Source organism: Rhodopseudomonas sp. B29, assembly GCF_000333455.1.
Classification (GTDB): domain Bacteria; phylum Pseudomonadota; class Alphaproteobacteria; order Rhizobiales; family Xanthobacteraceae; genus Rhodopseudomonas.
The window spans coordinates 1-15,047 of record NZ_BADD01000235.1 but is presented as its reverse complement, the minus strand read 5'-3'; the positions used below and the strand labels follow the sequence as shown (position 1 = coordinate 15,047).

Below are 15,047 nucleotides of genomic sequence, written 5' to 3'. Positions count from 1 at the left end.
TTGCACACGGGCGTAGCCGGCGACGTGATTGAGCGCTTCGCCTTCGCTGACATATTTGGCGCGGCTGCCGATGATGATCGCGAGCTTCGACTTCCCAGTCGAGCTTGGTCGAGCCGCGCGGCTTTTGGACATCGTCATTGGGGCCGCACAGCGAGTTGTTCGCCTTGATGAACACGATCGGCTCGGCCGGGATCGGCATGCCGGCTTCGGCGGCATGGTCCGCATAGTTGAGGCCGATGGCGATGAATTTCGGGCTGCCGCCGACCGGCGAGCCGAGCCGCGGCTGGCCGGAGACGGCGGGCAGGGTAGCGGGATCGAGCGCCGCAAGCCGCGCCAGCGCGGGCGGCGAGAACGCTTCGCCGACGAGGTCGGGCAATTGAGCGGAGAGGTCGCGGAGCTGGCCCGCTTTGTCGATCAGTCCCGGCTTCTCCTGTCCGGCGGCCCCGTAACGTACGAGCTTCATTTCGACACTTCCTCCCTTGGCTGGTTGTGCCCTGTCATGGCCCGCCGGTGCGACAAATTCAACCTGAGCGGCCGCGGGCGACCTATGCGGCGGAGAGCAGGATTTTCCGGCCGCAGCCTTGCTGGTGAGAGGTCAGATCCCATCTGCTCCGAAGCCGGCGTCGCGGCCGAATGGATCATCTTGCGCCGCGGTGCGTTGGAGGGAACGTTTGCCGGCTGCGCCGAGGTGCGGCGGGCCCATTGACGAAAGGACGACAGCGATGCCCGAGCTTGCGATTTCGACCGAAAAGGTCGGCTTCCTGATCGAAAAGGCGCGCGAATTCGACGTCAAAGAGGAGGTCACCGACGCCGAGTCCGGCTCCAACGGCGCCGACGACAACATGATCGACGTGCTCGAAGACACCGGCGACGATCCGGTGGTGCAGGAGATCTCCGGCTTCATCGCCGCGATGAGCGAGGAGGAGCAGATCGACCTCGTGGCCTTGATGCGGCTCGGCCGCGGCGACGGATCGATCGAGGAGTGGGACGATCTGCGCCGCGAAGCCGCCGACGGCCGTGATATTCCGACCGCGCGATATCTGCTCGGTGAGCCGCTGCTCGGCGATTATCTTGCCGAAGGTCTTGATGCTTTCGGCCTGACCTGGGCCGATGAGCGCACGACGCCGGTGTCTGATTGACTTTGGCTGCCGTGCGAGCCCCCGTACTTTCCCGAGGCGCCTGATTTTACAGGTGATTCAGGCTTAGTGCCGACTATCCTGCCGCTGGATCAAAAGAGGCAGGGTCGGCGCGTGTCGCGTCCGTTCGATTCCAAGGACTATCTTTGTGGGACTGGAGCCGGTCGCTCTTCGCTGAGCTTCCGCAAAGGCGACGTGCTGTTCGCGCAAGGTGACGTTGCCGACACCGTGTATTACATCCGCCGCGGTCGGGTGAAGGTGCTGGTCCTGTCTGAGCAAGGCAAGGAGGCGGTCGTCGGCATCCTCGAAGCCGGTCAGTTTGCCGGCGAGGAGTGTCTCAATGGGCACATCGTGCATGGCGCAACGCTGAGTGCGATGCAGCCCAGCGAGGTCACCGCGATCCGCAAGCAGGCCATGCTTGAGACGCTGCGCAGCGAGCCCGACTTCGCCGAGCTGTTCATCCGCTATCTGCTCGATCGCAATCGCCGCATCAGCGACGATCTGATCGACCAACTGTTCAACTCAAGCGAGCGTCGTCTCGCACGACTGCTGCTGCGCCTCGCCGAGATCGGTGATGGCGCCGGTGGCGTCGGTCCTCAGCCGATCGCACCGCATATCAGCCAGGAAACGCTCGCCGAGATGATCGGCACCACGCGCTCGCGCGTCAGCTTCTTCATGAACAAATTTCGCAAGCTCGGCCTGATCAGCTACGACCGCGAAATCGCCGTCGATGCCGGGCGCCTCAGCGCAATGCTGCGAGCGCGTCCCGACGTGCACGGCTGAGGCGCCTTCCGCGCAAACCATCCCTGCGGCGACCGGCTCTCGCGCTTTGCGGCGCGGTTTGTATAGTGGCGCCCGAAAACGCCAGAAGCGCATCGGCGCAGGGACGGGAAACGCATGGACGCTGGACTGATGGATCGCATCGCGATCCGCGAGCTGATCGAAAATTGGGTGGTGTGGCGCGATGCCGGCGATTGGGACCGGTTTCGCACGGTCTGGTTCGACGACGGCCGCATGATGGCGACCTGGACGCAGGGTACTGCCGACGAATTCATCGCCATGAGCAAAGCCGGCTGGGCCAAGGGCGTGTCGATTCTGCACTTCCTCGGCGGCCAGTCGGTCGACGTCGCCGGCAACCGAGCAATCTCGCAGACCAAGATGACGATCTCGCAGCGGGCCCGTGTGCACGACGTCGAGGTCGATGTCGTCTGCACCGGACGCTTTTACGATTTCCTCGAAAAGCGCGACGGTCGCTGGGGCTTCGTACTGCGCCAGCCGATTTACGAGAAGGACCGTATGGACCCGCTCGATCCGGCCGCGAAGCTCGAGCTCGATCCGGCGCTGCTGGCGAAATTCCCCGAAGGCTATCGCCATCTCGCCTATCTGCAGAGCGGCCTCGGCTACCCGATCAAGCCCGACATGCCCGGCCTCAAAGGCGAAGCCGTCGAACGCCTTTACGCCTCGGGGGCGAAGTGGTTGAAGGGCGAGGCGCTGGACCGGTGATACTCGCCGCACCCACGGCGTCATCCTGAGGCGCCGCCGCAAAGCGGCGGCCTCGAAGGATGGGCCACGCACCTTGATGTCATCCTTCGAGGCTCGCTTTGCTCGCGCCTCAGGATGACGGCGCCGCGTAGTTTAGTGAAGAATAACAAAGACCGACGGGAGACCCGAGATGTCCGACTTCATCACCCTCGACGCGCTGGTGCGCGGCACGGCACAGAGCGCGCCTGACCGCATCGCGGTAGTCGATGGGACTCGCCAATTGCGTTACGCGGAATTCGATGCGCTGATCGATCGCGTCGCGGCGGCTCTGCAGCGCGACGGCGTGCAGCCGACCGATGCGATCTCGATCTGCGCGTTGTCGTCGCTCGAATATGTCGCGGTGTTTCTCGGTGCGCTGCGCGTCGGCGTTGCGGTGGCGCCGCTGGCGCCGTCATCGACCGCGCACGACTTCGCCGCGATGGTGAAGGACTCGGCCGCCAAGATCCTGTTTACCGACGACTTCGCGGCCAACGCCATGAAGGACGCGGCAATCAACGCCGGCGTCAAACGCATCGCGCTCGATGGCGCTGGCAGCGGCACGGCGTTCGAGAGCTGGCTGGCGCCGGCCGGCACCAAGCCGAAGCCGGTGACGATCGACCCGCAATGGGTGTTCAACATCATCTATTCGTCGGGTACTACCGGCACGCCCAAAGGCATCGTCCACTCGCACTATCTGCGCTGGCGTCAATACGGCCAGTTCGAAGCGCTCGGTTACGGCCCGCACGCCATCACCATCCTGTCGACGCCGCTCTATTCCAACACCACGCTGGTGTGCTTCAACCCGACGCTCGCCGGCGGCGGCGCCATCGTGCTGATGAAGAAGTTCGACGCGCACGGCTTCCTCGAACTGGCGCAGCAGCATCGCGCAACGCACACGATGCTGGTGCCGGTGCAGTATCGCCGCATCATGGCGCTGCCCGACTTCGATAAGTTCGATCTGTCTAGCTTCCAGATGAAGTACTGCACCTCGGCGCCGTTCGCCGCCGAGCTGAAAGCAGACATCGTCAAGCGCTGGCCCGGCGGACTCACCGAGTTCTACGGCATGACCGAGGGCGGCGGCTCCTGCGCGCTGCAGGCACATCTTCATCCCGACAAGCTCGCCACTGTCGGCCAGCCGATGCCCGAGCATGAAGTGCGGCTGATCGACGAGGACGGCAACTTCGTGCCGCAGGGCGGCATCGGCGAGATCGTCGGCCGCTCGCCGGTAATGATGAAGGAATACCTCAATCAGCCGCAGAAGACCGCCGAGACTTTCTGGCACGACAAGGAGGGCAATCGCTGGGTCCGCACCGGCGACGTCGGCCGTTTCGATGCCGACGGCTTCCTGACGCTGATGGACCGCAAGAAGGACATGATCATTTCGGGCGGCTTCAACATCTATCCGAGCGACATCGAGGCGGTGGCGAGCCAGCATCCCGACGTGCTCGAAGTCGCCGTCGTCGGTATGCCGTCGGAAGAATGGGGCGAAACGCCGGTGGCGTTCGCGGTGGCGCGGCCGGGCAAGACGCTCGACCCGAACGACCTCAAGGCCTTCACCAACGCCAAGGTCGGCAAGACCCAGCGCCTGGCCGACGTCGCCATCGTCGACCAGTTGCCGCGCAGCGCCATCGGCAAAGTGCTGAAGCGTGAACTACGCGATCAGCGCCTGGCGATGAAGGTGGCGTCGTAGCTACGTAGTACCGTCATTCCGGGGCACGCGCGGCAGCGCGTGAACCCGGAATCCCGAGATGATGTGTGAGGGCGCTGCCACGCGGTGCCCGCGTCAGATTCCGGGTTCGCTCACTTCGTGAGCGCCCCGGAATGACGAGACCTCTCCCGTTGTCGTTCCGGGACGCCGCGCAGCGGCGAGCCCGGAATCCATACTCCCTGGAGTCGCGGTGAAGCATTGCGCCGCGCCACTTCGGGCTCACCATCAGCACAGGGCTTATGGATTCCGGGCTCGCGCTTCGCGCGCCCCGGAATGACGAAAGTGAGGCCCTCAATAATGCGGCGGGCGTTCGTTGGCCGGGGCGCCGGCGCTGGTTTCGGCCTGGTCCAGCCGCTCGCTCAGGGCCGCTAGCTGGCGGGTCAGCGCGTCGATCTGTTTCCACTGCGCGGTGACGGTCTGGTTCAGAGTCTCGATGGTCTCGTCCTGATAGGCGAGCCGGACTTCCAGCGCTTCGATGCGTTCGCTCAGATCGTGCTCAGCCATCGAACCCTCCGGCGCGGTGCGCCATCGCCCGCTGGCGCAGCATTGCCGAAGCGGACGCCTTTGTGTCAATTAGCCCGGCGCCGCATCCGGCCCCAACGAACACGAGCCCACGCCCATGAGGAATTTTCAACTCGCCGGCCGTTCCACGGTCCATTCCCGCAATGGCATGGCGGCGACCTCGCATCCGCAGGCCACGCTGGTGGCGATCGAGACCCTGAAGGCCGGCGGCACCGCGGCCGACGCCGCGATCGCCGCCTCGGCCGTGCTGGCGGTGATCGAACCGCAATCGACCGGCATCGGCGGCGATTGCTTCGCGCTGGTGCAACCCAAGGGAACCGGCAAGATCGTTGCGTATAACGGCTCGGGCCGCGCGCCGGCGGCCGCCAAGGCCGAGTGGTTCCTGGAGCACGGCATCGACGCGATTCCGCTGACCAGCCCGCATTCGGTGACGATTCCCGGCGCGATCGACGCCTGGGCGACGATCCTGCGCGACCACGGCCGCTTCGGCCTCGACCGCGCGCTGGCCCCGGCCATCACGGCGGCGGCCGAGGGTTACGTCGTGGCGCCACGCATCGCGTTCGACTGGAAGAACGGCTTTGAAAAGCTCAAGAAGGGCGCCAACACCGAGCGCTATCTGCTGCCGCACGGCAAGGCCGCCGTCACCGGCGACGTCATCAAGCAGCCCGAGCTGGCGCAGACGTTGCGGCTGATCGCCGATAACGGCCCCGACGCGTTCTACAAGGGCACGGTCGCTCAGGACATGGTCGACACGCTGAACAAGCTCGGCGGCCTGCATACGATGGAAGATTTCGCCGGTCATTCGACCGAGGCGACGTCGCCGATCGGCACGATCTACAAAGGCTTCGACGTCTGGCAGTGTCCGCCCAACGGCCCCGGCATCACCATGCTGGTGATGCTGAACATCCTCAGCCGTTTCGATCTGACCAAGTTCGGTCCGCTCAGCGTCGAGCGCTTCCACCTCGAAGCCGAGGCGGCGCGCATCGCCTTCATGATGCGCGAGCAGCACGTCGGCGATCCGGCCCATGTCGACGTCGACGTGGCGCGAATCCTGGCGAAGGAGTTTGCCGAGGAGCATTACAGCAAGATCGCGTTCGACAAGCTGCTCGATCTCCCGCACGTCGCGCCGCCGATGAATCCATCGACCGTGTACATCACCGTGGTCGACGAAGAGCGCAACGTCTGCTCGTTCATCAACTCGATCGCGCATTCGTTCGGTTCGGCGATCGTCTCCGAGAAGACCGGCGTGCTGCTGCAGAACCGCGGCGCCGGCTTCCGCGTTCAGCCCGGCCATCCCAACTGCATCGCGCCGAACAAGCGCCCGCTGCATACTATCATCCCGGCGCTCGCCACCGAGCGTGGCCGGGCGCGGATGTCGTTCGGCGTCATGGGCGGTCAGTATCAGCCGGTCGGCCAGGTCCACGTGCTGACCAATGTGCTCGACTACGGCCTGGACGTGCAGGAGGCGATCGATCTGCCGCGCGGCCTGCACTACGAGGACGTGTATCAGCTCGAGGACGGCGTTCCGCCCGCAACGGTCGAAGGCCTGATTGCGCTGGGCCACAAGGTCGCGCCGATCGCCACGCCGCATGGCGGCGGCCAGGCGATCTGGATCGATTGGGACAAGGGCACGCTCACCGGCGGCTCCGACCCCCGCAAAGACGGCTGCGCGCTGGGGTATTGAGGCTGCCGGGCTCCCTAACCTCTCCCCGCGTGCGGGGAGAGGTCGACCCGGCGAAGCTGGGGCGGGTGAGGGCGCGCCTGCACTCGGCCGAGACTCTCGGCGGCGTAGAGCCGCCCCCTCATCCCAGCCTTCTTCCCGCACGCGGGGAGAAGGAGCGCGTCGGCGCCGGCCGCGCCGCATCGGATCACCGAGAAGCCAAAAGGCTCATAGAGGTAAGGCGACATGAAGATTGCGATCCTCGACGATTACTTCGACACGCTGCGGACCTTGCCGAGCTTCGCCAAGCTCGACGGCCACGAGGTCACCATTTTCAACGATCACGTCCAGGACACCGATGCGCTGGCGGAGCGGTTGAAGGATGTCGAGGCGCTGGTACTGATCCGCGAACGCACGCAAATTCGCGCTGATCTCCTGGAGAAGCTCCCGAAGCTCAAGCTGATCAGCCAGCGCAGCGTCTATCCGCACATCGACGTCAAAGCCTGCACCGCGCTCGGCATCATCGTCTCGTCCAACATGCATGCCGACACGCCGTCCTACGCGGCGGCGGAACTCACCTGGGGGCTGGTGCTGGCGGCGATGCGGCAGATCCCGCAGCAAATGGCGGCGCTGCAGGCCGGCACCTGGCAGATCGGCGTCGGGCACACGCTGCGCGACAAAATGCTTGGCATCTACGGCTATGGCCGTATCGGCAGCGTGGTCGCATCCTATGGCCGCGCCTTCGGCATGACGGTGATGGTGTGGGCGCGCGAGCCGTCGCTCGCACAGGCACGGTCCGACGGCTACCAGATCGCCGGCAGCAAGGAAGAACTGTTCGAACAGAGTGACGTACTGTCGCTGCACATGCGCCTGGTCGACGCGACGCGCGGCATCGTGAGTGCCGAAGATCTCGCCCGCATGAAGCGTTCGGCGCTGATCGTCAACACCAGCCGCGCCGGGCTGATCGCCAAGGGTGCGCTGGTCGAGGCGCTGCGCGCGGGTCGCCCCGGCATGGCGGCGATCGACGTGTTCGACACCGAGCCGCTGCGCGATCCGCACGATCCCCTGCTCACCATGCCAAATGTCGTCGCCACGCCGCATATCGGCTACGTCACGGCCGACGAATACGAACTGCAGTTTTCCGACATTTTCGACCAGATCGTCGCTTATGCGGCGGGGGCACCGATCAACGTCGTCAATCCCGAGGTGCTGACGCATCGGCGCTGACGGCCGGCCCGCACCAACAGGTCTGATCACAACAAAAAGACCGGCCGCGAGGGCCGGTCCAGTTGCTACTCAGCGCGTCCGATCTGGTGCCGGAGCGGTCACACGGTCTCAGAGGTTGCGATGCGCCGCACCCGCGACCTTGTCGGCGGTATCCTTGACGGCGTCCTTGGCATCGCCAACCGCCTTTTGGCCCTTGCCCTTGGCTTCCTGCATCACGCCTTCGCCCTGGAGGCGTTCGGAGCCGGTGGCCTCGCCGATGCCCTGCTTGGCCTTGCCAGCCAGCTCGTTGGCGGTGCCCTTGATCTTGTCCATCGTGCTACCCATTGGATATCTCCCTAATCTTCTGATCCACGCGCCGACAATGTTCGAACGGCCAGGAAGTTTCCTGACCCTCGAGAAGTGATCGCCGCGTGAGGGCAGCTCGGGCGTTGTTACTAAGGTTGTGGCGGGTGCGGTTTTCGCCTGAATTCGGTGAGGGCGGGGCGCTGCGTGGCAAAAAGGGTCTCATCAGGATTATTCCACGTAGTTGTCACAGCAAAAGGTAGTGAATCGAGTTGCCGGTTCGGTAAATGTTAACCCCGGCTGTTGTCACGAGGGGGGCATCGGCTCAAATTAACTCGCCGGAAGCAACGAAGCCGCATCGTCCGCCTGGAAAGAGGGGAGGCGGCGCTGACGGCGGGGCCTGCTCGGCTTGGTTGTGTTCATTCGGGCCGTTCGGCCGCGGTGGCAGTCAGGTGGTTCTTCGCTGGCCGGCGAGGAGCGGATCAGTTTGGCCGACCAATGGCCTAGATAGAGTGTGTGTGTAGATGTCCGGCCTCCGGGAGATCATGAGCGCCGCCTGGCAGACGCGTAGCGCCAGTCTGACCCGGCTCGGGCCATTTTTGCTCGCCAGGAGTGGTGTGCCTTCGTTCGCTGCAGCAGATATCGACGAGCGCGAAATGCGCCGGATCCGCGCGGCGCAGATCGACAGCGTCAGCCGTCTCGTGCCGGTCACGATGTCGATCAATATGCTCAATGCGGCGCTGGTGCTGCTAGTGTTCTGGCAGAGTGCGTCGCGGCTTTTCCTCGTGGTGTGGTTCGGGGCGCTCGCGGTCGCCGCCGCGGTCGCGGTGAAAGCATGGCTCAAGGCCCGGCGGTCGCCGCCGCGCGAAGCATCCGCCAATGCGATCCGGCGGATGACGGTGCAGGCCCTGCTTCTCGGCCTGATCTGGGGCGCAATGCCGGTGGCGCTGTTCGCATCCGCCGAGCCTCCGGTGCAATTGATCATCGGCTGTCTGGTCACCGGCATGATGTCCGGTGGCGCCTTCGCCATGTCGACAGTGCCGCGGGCCGGGCTCGCCTACACCTGGGCGATGGTGCTGTGCTCCGCTATCTCGCTGCTGATGTGCTCCGGCTGGGCCTACGGTATTACGGGCGGCTTCCTATTGCTCTATGCCGTTTTCATGTCGCGCTTTCTGGTCTCCGCACGGCATGACTTTCTTCGAAAATCTCCGCTCCAAAATGGAGCTCGAGCGCAAGAACGAGATCATTTCGCTGCTGCTCAAAGACTTTCAGGCCAACGCCAGCGACTGGTTGTGGCAGACCGACGAAGAGGGCCGCCTGGTGCATGTGCCGGACCGTTTCGCCGAGGTGGCGCAGTTGCCGCATCAGTTGCTGCGCGGCGCGCAGCTCTGCGATGTCCTCGGCATGCTGTGTCCCGAGGACGGCCGCTGCTCGGCCGAGGTCGCAGCCAAGATGGCGCAGCGCGAGCCGATGAACGATGTCGTCGTGCAACTCATGGTCAGCGGCCGGCGGCGGCTGTGGTCGCTGACGGCGCATCCGATGCTGGATGCGGACGGTGCCTTCACCGGATATCGCGGCGTCGGCCGCGACGTCACCGAGCGCTGGCGCGCCGAGCAGGCCGAGGCGGCCAACAAGGCCAAATCGGATTTTCTGGCGATGATGAGCCACGAGATCCGCACGCCGATGAACGGCGTTCTCGGATTGGCAAACACGCTGCTGGAAACAAAGCTCGATCCGGAGCAGCACGAGGCCGTCGCGACCATCCGCGATTCCGGCGATAATCTGCTGCGCATTCTCAACGACATTCTGGATCTGTCGAAGCTCGAAGCCGGACGCATGGAATTCGAGCAGGCGGATTTCTCGCCGGCGGTGCTGGTCGAGGCGGTCCGCGCCATGGTCGAGCCGAATGCCCGCGCCAAGAACCTGTCGTTCAAGATCGACCTCGATCCGCGGTTGCCGCCGTCGCTGTGCGGCGACGCGGCGCGCATCCGCCAGGTGCTGCTCAACCTCGCGTCCAATGCGGTGAAGTTCACCGACAGCGGCCGCATCGTCATTGTGCTGACTTGCGTTCGCCGTACCGATACGCACGCCATGGTCGAATGGCAGGTCACCGACACCGGCATGGGCATCGCGCCCGACCAGGTCGGGCGGCTGTTCACCGAGTTTGCCCAGGCCGACGTCTCGATCAACCGCCGCTTCGGCGGCACCGGGCTCGGCCTCGCGATCAGCCGGCGCATCGTCGAACAGATGGGCGGCGACATCGCCGTGGTGTCGAAGCCGGGAGAAGGTTCGACCTTCCGCTTCAGCCTTGAACTACCCTGGAGCAATACGGCGGCGCCGGACCACAGGCTGGATCGCGTCGGCAGCGACGATCTGCGCACGCGGATCGTGATGCTCGGTCATCCGCTGCGCGTGCTGATCGCCGAAGACGATGCCACCAACCGGATGGTGGTCGGCAAGATGCTGCAGGAATTCGCCGCCGAGATACGGATCTGCGTCGACGGCGCCGAAGCCGTCCAAGCGGTGGGCGAGGCCGATTACGACGTCGTGCTGATGGACGTGCGCATGCCCAACATGGACGGGCTGGCGGCGACGCGGGCGATCCGCGCCCGTGGCGGTGCGTTCGCGACCTTGCCGATCATTGCGCTCACTGCCAATGCGTTTCCGGACGACATCAAGGTCTGTCGCGAATCCGGCATGAGCGACTTCCTGGCCAAGCCGCTGCGCAAGCCGGCGCTGGTCGCCGCGGTGCTGCGTGCATTGCGGGGTATGCCGGCTCAGCCGACCTTGTCGGTCGTGCCGCCGCCGCAGACCGACGCGCTGGCCGCGCTCACCGAGGAGATCGGCTCCAGCCAGGTCGACGAGATGTTGGCGTTGTTCTTCCGCGAGAGCGATCGCCGCCTCGGCCTGTTCGACTCCTATGCAGGGTCCGGCCCGATCGACCGTGACAAGCTTCATGTCGAAGCGCATTCGATGAAGGGCGGCGCCGCTACGCTGGGCTTTACGGCAGTGGCGGATATCGCCCGCGCGATCGAAACCCAGGCGCTGGAGGTCGAGCCGGCGGAGCTGGCTAAGCTGATCGCCCAGTTGAGGACGGCCGTGGACGACATTCGGCATGGCCCTGTCGACCGCACTTTGGCGATGAGTTCAACGGCATAGCCGCAGACGAGTGGCACCGCCCTGTCAGGTGTCCGCCGGTCGGATCGTCGTTCGGATCGACCGTCAGCCGGCGGATTACGCGATGTCGAAGACTGCCGCCCCCTGTGGTCCACCAGGAATGGGCCGGCAAAAGTGATCTCTGACGAATATTGACAATCGTCAGTTGATATCGGAAGGTTCCCCGACTTTGATCGGGAGAACGACCATGCAGGTCATTCCGCTTTTCGATGGATTCTTCAGGCTGAGCGCTGGCCTTGCCCTGGCGCTTGTGGTGCTGGCTCTGGCCGGCTGCGGCCCCGAAGAGGCTAAGAACACCAAGCCGTCGCGGCCGGTGCTGGTAGCGGCGGTGCACTACGCCGCTGAGGCGCCCGAGCGAAGCTTCGTCGGCACCATCCGGCCGCGGATCGAAACCGACGTCGGGTTCCGGGTCGCCGGCAAGGTGGCCAAGCGGCTGGTCGAAGTCGGCCAGACCGTCGAGGCCGGCCAAGCGCTGGCGCTGCTCGACGAGACCGACCTGAAATTGCAGGCCGAGCAGGCCGATGCCGAAAACAGCGCCGCCAAGGGCGTGCTGGGTCAGGCGATCGCGGCCGAGAATCGCGCCAAGGAATTGCGGGCGAAAGGCTGGACCACCGATGCCCAGATGGACCAGGCGCGCGCGGCGGCCGACGAGGCTCGCGCGCGTTTCGCCCGCGCCGAACGTTCCGTCGAGCTGACGCGTAACTCGCTGTCCTACGCGACGCTGAATGCCGACAGCCGCGGCGTTGTGACCGCCGCTCTGGTCGATCCCGGCCAGGTCGTCGCTGCCGGTCAGGCCGCGTTTCGCGTCGCGCGGCTCGGCGAGAAAGAAGCCGTGGTGGCGATTCCCGAGACCCTCATCACGCGCGCGACGCAAGGCATGGCGCATGTCACGCTGTGGTCGAGGCCTGGTAAGCAGTACACCGCTCACCTGCGCGAAGTCGCACCGATCGCCGATCCGGCGACACGGACGTTCCTGGCCAAGTTCTCTCTGCCCGATGCCGACGACGCGGTGGCCTTCGGCATGACCGCAACCCTGACGCTGGCCGATCCGGCGACCGTGCGGGTCGCCCGGCTGCCGCTGTCGGCGCTGTTCAACCAGGGCAAAACGCCGTCGCTCTACGTCGTCGACGACAAGGGCGAGGTCAAGCTGACCCCGGTGACGGTGAAGTCCTACGAGTCCGAGGACGTGGTGATCACCGGCGGCGTCGATGAGGGCGCCAAGGTCGTCACGCTCGGCGTGCAGAAGCTCGACCCGGCCGAGAAGGTCAGGGTGATGACGGCGCTGGCGTTCTAGCGGAACCTCGAGGGAGCAGGCGGATGCGGTCGTTCAATCTGTCGGCCTGGGCGGTAAGCCATCCGGCGCTGATCCTGTTCCTGATCTGCGCGCTCGGCGTCACCGGCATGTACGCCTATCAGCGGCTCGGCCGCGCCGAAGATCCGTCCTTCACGATCAAGGTCGCGGTGGTGACCGCAGTGTGGCCCGGCGCCACTTCGAAGGAAATGCAGGAACAGGTCGCCGACCCGATCGAGAAGAAGCTGCAGGAACTGCCGTTCTTCGAAAAAGTGCAGACTTATTCGAAGGCCGGCTTCACGGCGATGCAGCTGACTTTCCGCGACAACACCCCGCCGGCCGAAGTGCCGCATCTGTTCTATCTGCTGCGCAAGAAACTGTGGGACGTCGCGCCGCAACTGCCAAGTAATCTGATCGGTCCGAGCGTCAACGACGAATACGGCGACGTCGACTCCATCCTCTATATGATGACCGGCGACGGCGCGAACTACGCGCAGCTCAAGAAGACAGCGGAAGGTTTACGTCAACGCCTGCTCAAAGTCGGCAGCGTCACCAAGGTCAATATCTACGGTACCCAGGACGAGAAGGTTTATGTCGAATTCTCGCACGCCAAGCTGGCGACGCTGGGCCTGACGCCGCAGGCCATCTTCGATTCGCTCGCCAAGCAGAACGCGGTGGTGCCGGCCGGCACCGTGGAAACAAATTCGCAGCGCGTGCCGCTGCGCGTCACCGGCGCGCTCGACGGCGCCAAGGCGGTGGCGGAGACGCCGGTCGAATCCGGTGGTCGCGTCTTCCGGCTCGGCGACATCGCCGACGTTCATCACGGCTATGTCGACCCGACCGACTACGTCGTGCGGCAGAAGGGCAAACCGGCGATCGGCATCGGCGTCGTCACCGCCAAGGGGGCCAACATTCTCGAGCTCGGCGACCGGGTGAAGGCCGCGACCGCGGAATTCATGCAGGACGTGCCGCAGGGCATCGATATCGAGCAGGTTGCCGATCAGCCGCTGGTGGTGAAGCACGCCGTCGGCGAGTTCATGCGCTCCTTCGTCGAGGCGCTGGTGATCGTGCTGTTCGTCTCGTTCCTGGCGCTCGGCTGGCGCACCGGCGTCGTGGTGGCGCTGTCGGTGCCGCTGGTGCTGGCGATCGTATTCATCGTCATGAATGCGATGTCGCTCGACCTGCATCGCATCACGCTCGGCGCGCTGATCATCGCGCTCGGCTTTCTGGTCGATGACGCCATCATCGCGGTCGAGATGATGGTGGTGAAGATTGAGCAGGGGTGGGACCGTGCCCGCGCCGCTTCATTCGCCTGGGAGTCCACCGCATTTCCGATGCTCACCGGCACGCTGGTGACCGCTGCCGGCTTCCTGCCGATCGGCTTCGCCAATTCGGGCGTCGGCGAATATGCCGGCGGCATCTTCTGGATCGTGGCGATCTCGCTGATCGCCTCGTGGTTCGTCGCGGTGCTGTTCACGCCCTATATCGGCGTCAAGCTGCTCCCCGACTTCGCCGGCAAGAAGGGCCACAATCCCGACGAGGTGTATCACACCCGCCTGTACCGGATGCTGCGCGCCGGCGTGGCCTGGTGCGTCAATCACCGCGTCACGGTGGTCGGAGTCACGATCGGTGTCTTCGTCGCCGCGGTGGTCGGCTTCGGTCACGTGCAGCAGCAGTTCTTCCCGCTGTCGGAGCGGCCTGAGCTGTTCCTGCAACTACGTCTTCCGGAAGGCACTGCGTTCGGCGTCACCGAGAAGACGGTGAAGGAAGCCGAAGCGTTGCTCAAGGACGATGGCGACATCTCGACCTACACGGCCTATGTGGGGCAAGGCTCGCCGCGGTTCTGGATAGGACTGAACCCGCAGCTGCCGACGCAATCCTTTGCCGAGATCGTCATCGTCGCCAAGGACGTCGAAGCGCGCGAGCGGATCAAGGCACGGATCGAGCAGGCCGTGCATGACGGCAAGCTGATCCAGGCCCGCGTCCGTGTCGATCGCTTCAACTTCGGTCCGCCGGTCGGCTTTCCGGTGCAGTTCAGGGTGATCGGTCCCGACACCGCAAAGGTCCGCGACATCGCCTATCAGGTTCGCGACGTGGTCGAGCAGAACGAGAACGTCGTCGACCCGCATCTCGACTGGAACGAACAGTCGCCGTATCTCAAACTCGTCGTCGATCAGGAGCGCGCCCGCGCGCTCGGCCTGACGCCGCAGGACGTCTCGAACGCGCTGGCGCTGCTGATCTCCGGCGCGCAAGTCACGACCGTGCGCGACGGCATCGAGAAGATCGGCGTGGTGGCCCGCGCGGTGCCGGCCGAGCGGCTCGACCTCGCCAAGATCGGCGAACTCACCATCACGGCGCGGGGCGGCATGGCGGTGCCGCTGTCGCAGGTCGCCAAGGTCGAGTACGCGCACGAGGAGCCGATCCTGTGGCGGCGCAATCGCGACATGGCGATCACCGTCCGCGCCGACGTCCCGGATGGCGTTCAGGCGCCCGACGTCACCAACCAGATCTGGCCGAAGCTGC

At 65.2% G+C, this 15,047-nt stretch carries 10 protein-coding genes and 2 pseudogenes; 9 read left to right on the top strand and 3 right to left on the bottom strand.

The window, feature by feature from the left end:
- A pseudogene (locus I5M_RS29375) lies at positions 1 to 463 on the bottom strand (fumarylacetoacetate hydrolase family protein); the annotation flags it as partial.
- Between the two features lie 259 nt (positions 464 to 722).
- Between I5M_RS29375 and I5M_RS08420 the strand changes: the two are divergent.
- From I5M_RS08420 to I5M_RS08405, 4 genes are all read left to right on the top strand, one after another.
- Positions 723 to 1,139 carry a DUF3775 domain-containing protein gene (locus I5M_RS08420; RefSeq protein WP_022720996.1) on the top strand — a complete coding sequence of 139 codons (417 nt, stop codon included), beginning with the start codon at positions 723 to 725 and terminating at the stop codon, positions 1,137 to 1,139.
- Between the two features lie 111 nt (positions 1,140 to 1,250).
- Positions 1,251 to 1,919, top strand: a complete 669-nt coding sequence (locus tag I5M_RS08415; protein WP_022720995.1) for a Crp/Fnr family transcriptional regulator — start codon at positions 1,251 to 1,253, stop codon at positions 1,917 to 1,919.
- 114 nt (positions 1,920 to 2,033) lie between these two features.
- Positions 2,034 to 2,639 carry a nuclear transport factor 2 family protein gene (locus I5M_RS08410; RefSeq protein WP_022720994.1) on the top strand — a complete coding sequence of 202 codons (606 nt, stop codon included), beginning with the start codon at positions 2,034 to 2,036 and terminating at the stop codon, positions 2,637 to 2,639.
- Between the two features lie 169 nt (positions 2,640 to 2,808).
- Complete coding sequence (locus I5M_RS08405) at positions 2,809 to 4,347, top strand: class I adenylate-forming enzyme family protein (RefSeq protein ID WP_022720993.1); 1,539 nt, start codon at positions 2,809 to 2,811, stop codon at positions 4,345 to 4,347.
- Positions 4,348 to 4,656: 309 nt separating this feature from the next.
- Here I5M_RS08405 and I5M_RS08400 read toward each other — a convergent pair whose 3' ends face one another.
- On the bottom strand, positions 4,657 to 4,869 hold the full coding sequence (locus I5M_RS08400) for a SlyX family protein (protein ID WP_022720992.1): 213 nt from the start codon (positions 4,867 to 4,869) through the stop codon (positions 4,657 to 4,659).
- Between the two features lie 115 nt (positions 4,870 to 4,984).
- Between I5M_RS08400 and ggt the strand changes: the two genes are divergently transcribed.
- Together ggt and I5M_RS08385 are read left to right on the top strand one after the other, a co-directional pair.
- Positions 4,985 to 6,571, top strand: coding sequence for a gamma-glutamyltransferase (ggt, locus tag I5M_RS08395; RefSeq protein ID WP_022720991.1), 1,587 nt, complete (start codon positions 4,985 to 4,987; stop codon positions 6,569 to 6,571).
- 222 nt (positions 6,572 to 6,793) lie between these two features.
- Positions 6,794 to 7,774, top strand: a complete 981-nt coding sequence (locus I5M_RS08385) for a D-2-hydroxyacid dehydrogenase family protein (RefSeq protein ID WP_022720989.1) — start codon at positions 6,794 to 6,796, stop codon at positions 7,772 to 7,774.
- A gap of 108 nt (positions 7,775 to 7,882) precedes the next feature.
- On the opposite strand, the gene I5M_RS08380 is transcribed toward I5M_RS08385, so the two are convergent.
- On the bottom strand, positions 7,883 to 8,098 hold the full coding sequence (locus tag I5M_RS08380; protein WP_022720988.1) for a CsbD family protein: 216 nt from the start codon (positions 8,096 to 8,098) through the stop codon (positions 7,883 to 7,885).
- A 482-nt stretch (positions 8,099 to 8,580) separates the two neighbouring features.
- On the opposite strand from I5M_RS08380, the pseudogene I5M_RS29370 reads away from it, so the two are divergent.
- The 3 genes and pseudogenes from I5M_RS29370 to I5M_RS08365 form a co-directional block, all read left to right on the top strand.
- Positions 8,581 to 11,215, top strand: a pseudogene (locus I5M_RS29370) (ATP-binding protein).
- 205 nt (positions 11,216 to 11,420) lie between these two features.
- Entirely contained in the window at positions 11,421 to 12,527 is a 1,107-nt protein-coding gene (locus tag I5M_RS08370) for an efflux RND transporter periplasmic adaptor subunit (RefSeq protein ID WP_022720987.1), read from the top strand.
- Between the two features lie 23 nt (positions 12,528 to 12,550).
- Positions 12,551 to 15,047: efflux RND transporter permease subunit (locus I5M_RS08365; RefSeq protein WP_022720986.1), on the top strand; the 2,497-nt coding region annotated here is incomplete at its 3' end.

Bases quoted from the DNA above. Each gene is read 5' to 3' on its own strand.
- I5M_RS08405 (WP_022720993.1), top strand. From the start codon at position 2,809: ATGTCCGACTTCATCACCCTCGACGCGCTGGTGCGCGGCACGGCACAG.
- I5M_RS08380 (WP_022720988.1), bottom strand. From the start codon at position 8,098: ATGGGTAGCACGATGGACAAGATCAAGGGCACCGCCAACGAGCTGGCT.
- I5M_RS08410 (WP_022720994.1), top strand. From the start codon at position 2,034: ATGGACGCTGGACTGATGGATCGCATCGCGATCCGCGAGCTGATCGAA.
- I5M_RS08385 (WP_022720989.1), top strand. From the start codon at position 6,794: ATGAAGATTGCGATCCTCGACGATTACTTCGACACGCTGCGGACCTTG.
- I5M_RS08400 (WP_022720992.1), bottom strand. From the start codon at position 4,869: ATGGCTGAGCACGATCTGAGCGAACGCATCGAAGCGCTGGAAGTCCGG.
- I5M_RS08370 (WP_022720987.1), top strand. From the start codon at position 11,421: ATGCAGGTCATTCCGCTTTTCGATGGATTCTTCAGGCTGAGCGCTGGC.
- ggt (WP_022720991.1), top strand. From the start codon at position 4,985: ATGAGGAATTTTCAACTCGCCGGCCGTTCCACGGTCCATTCCCGCAAT.
- I5M_RS08420 (WP_022720996.1), top strand. From the start codon at position 723: ATGCCCGAGCTTGCGATTTCGACCGAAAAGGTCGGCTTCCTGATCGAA.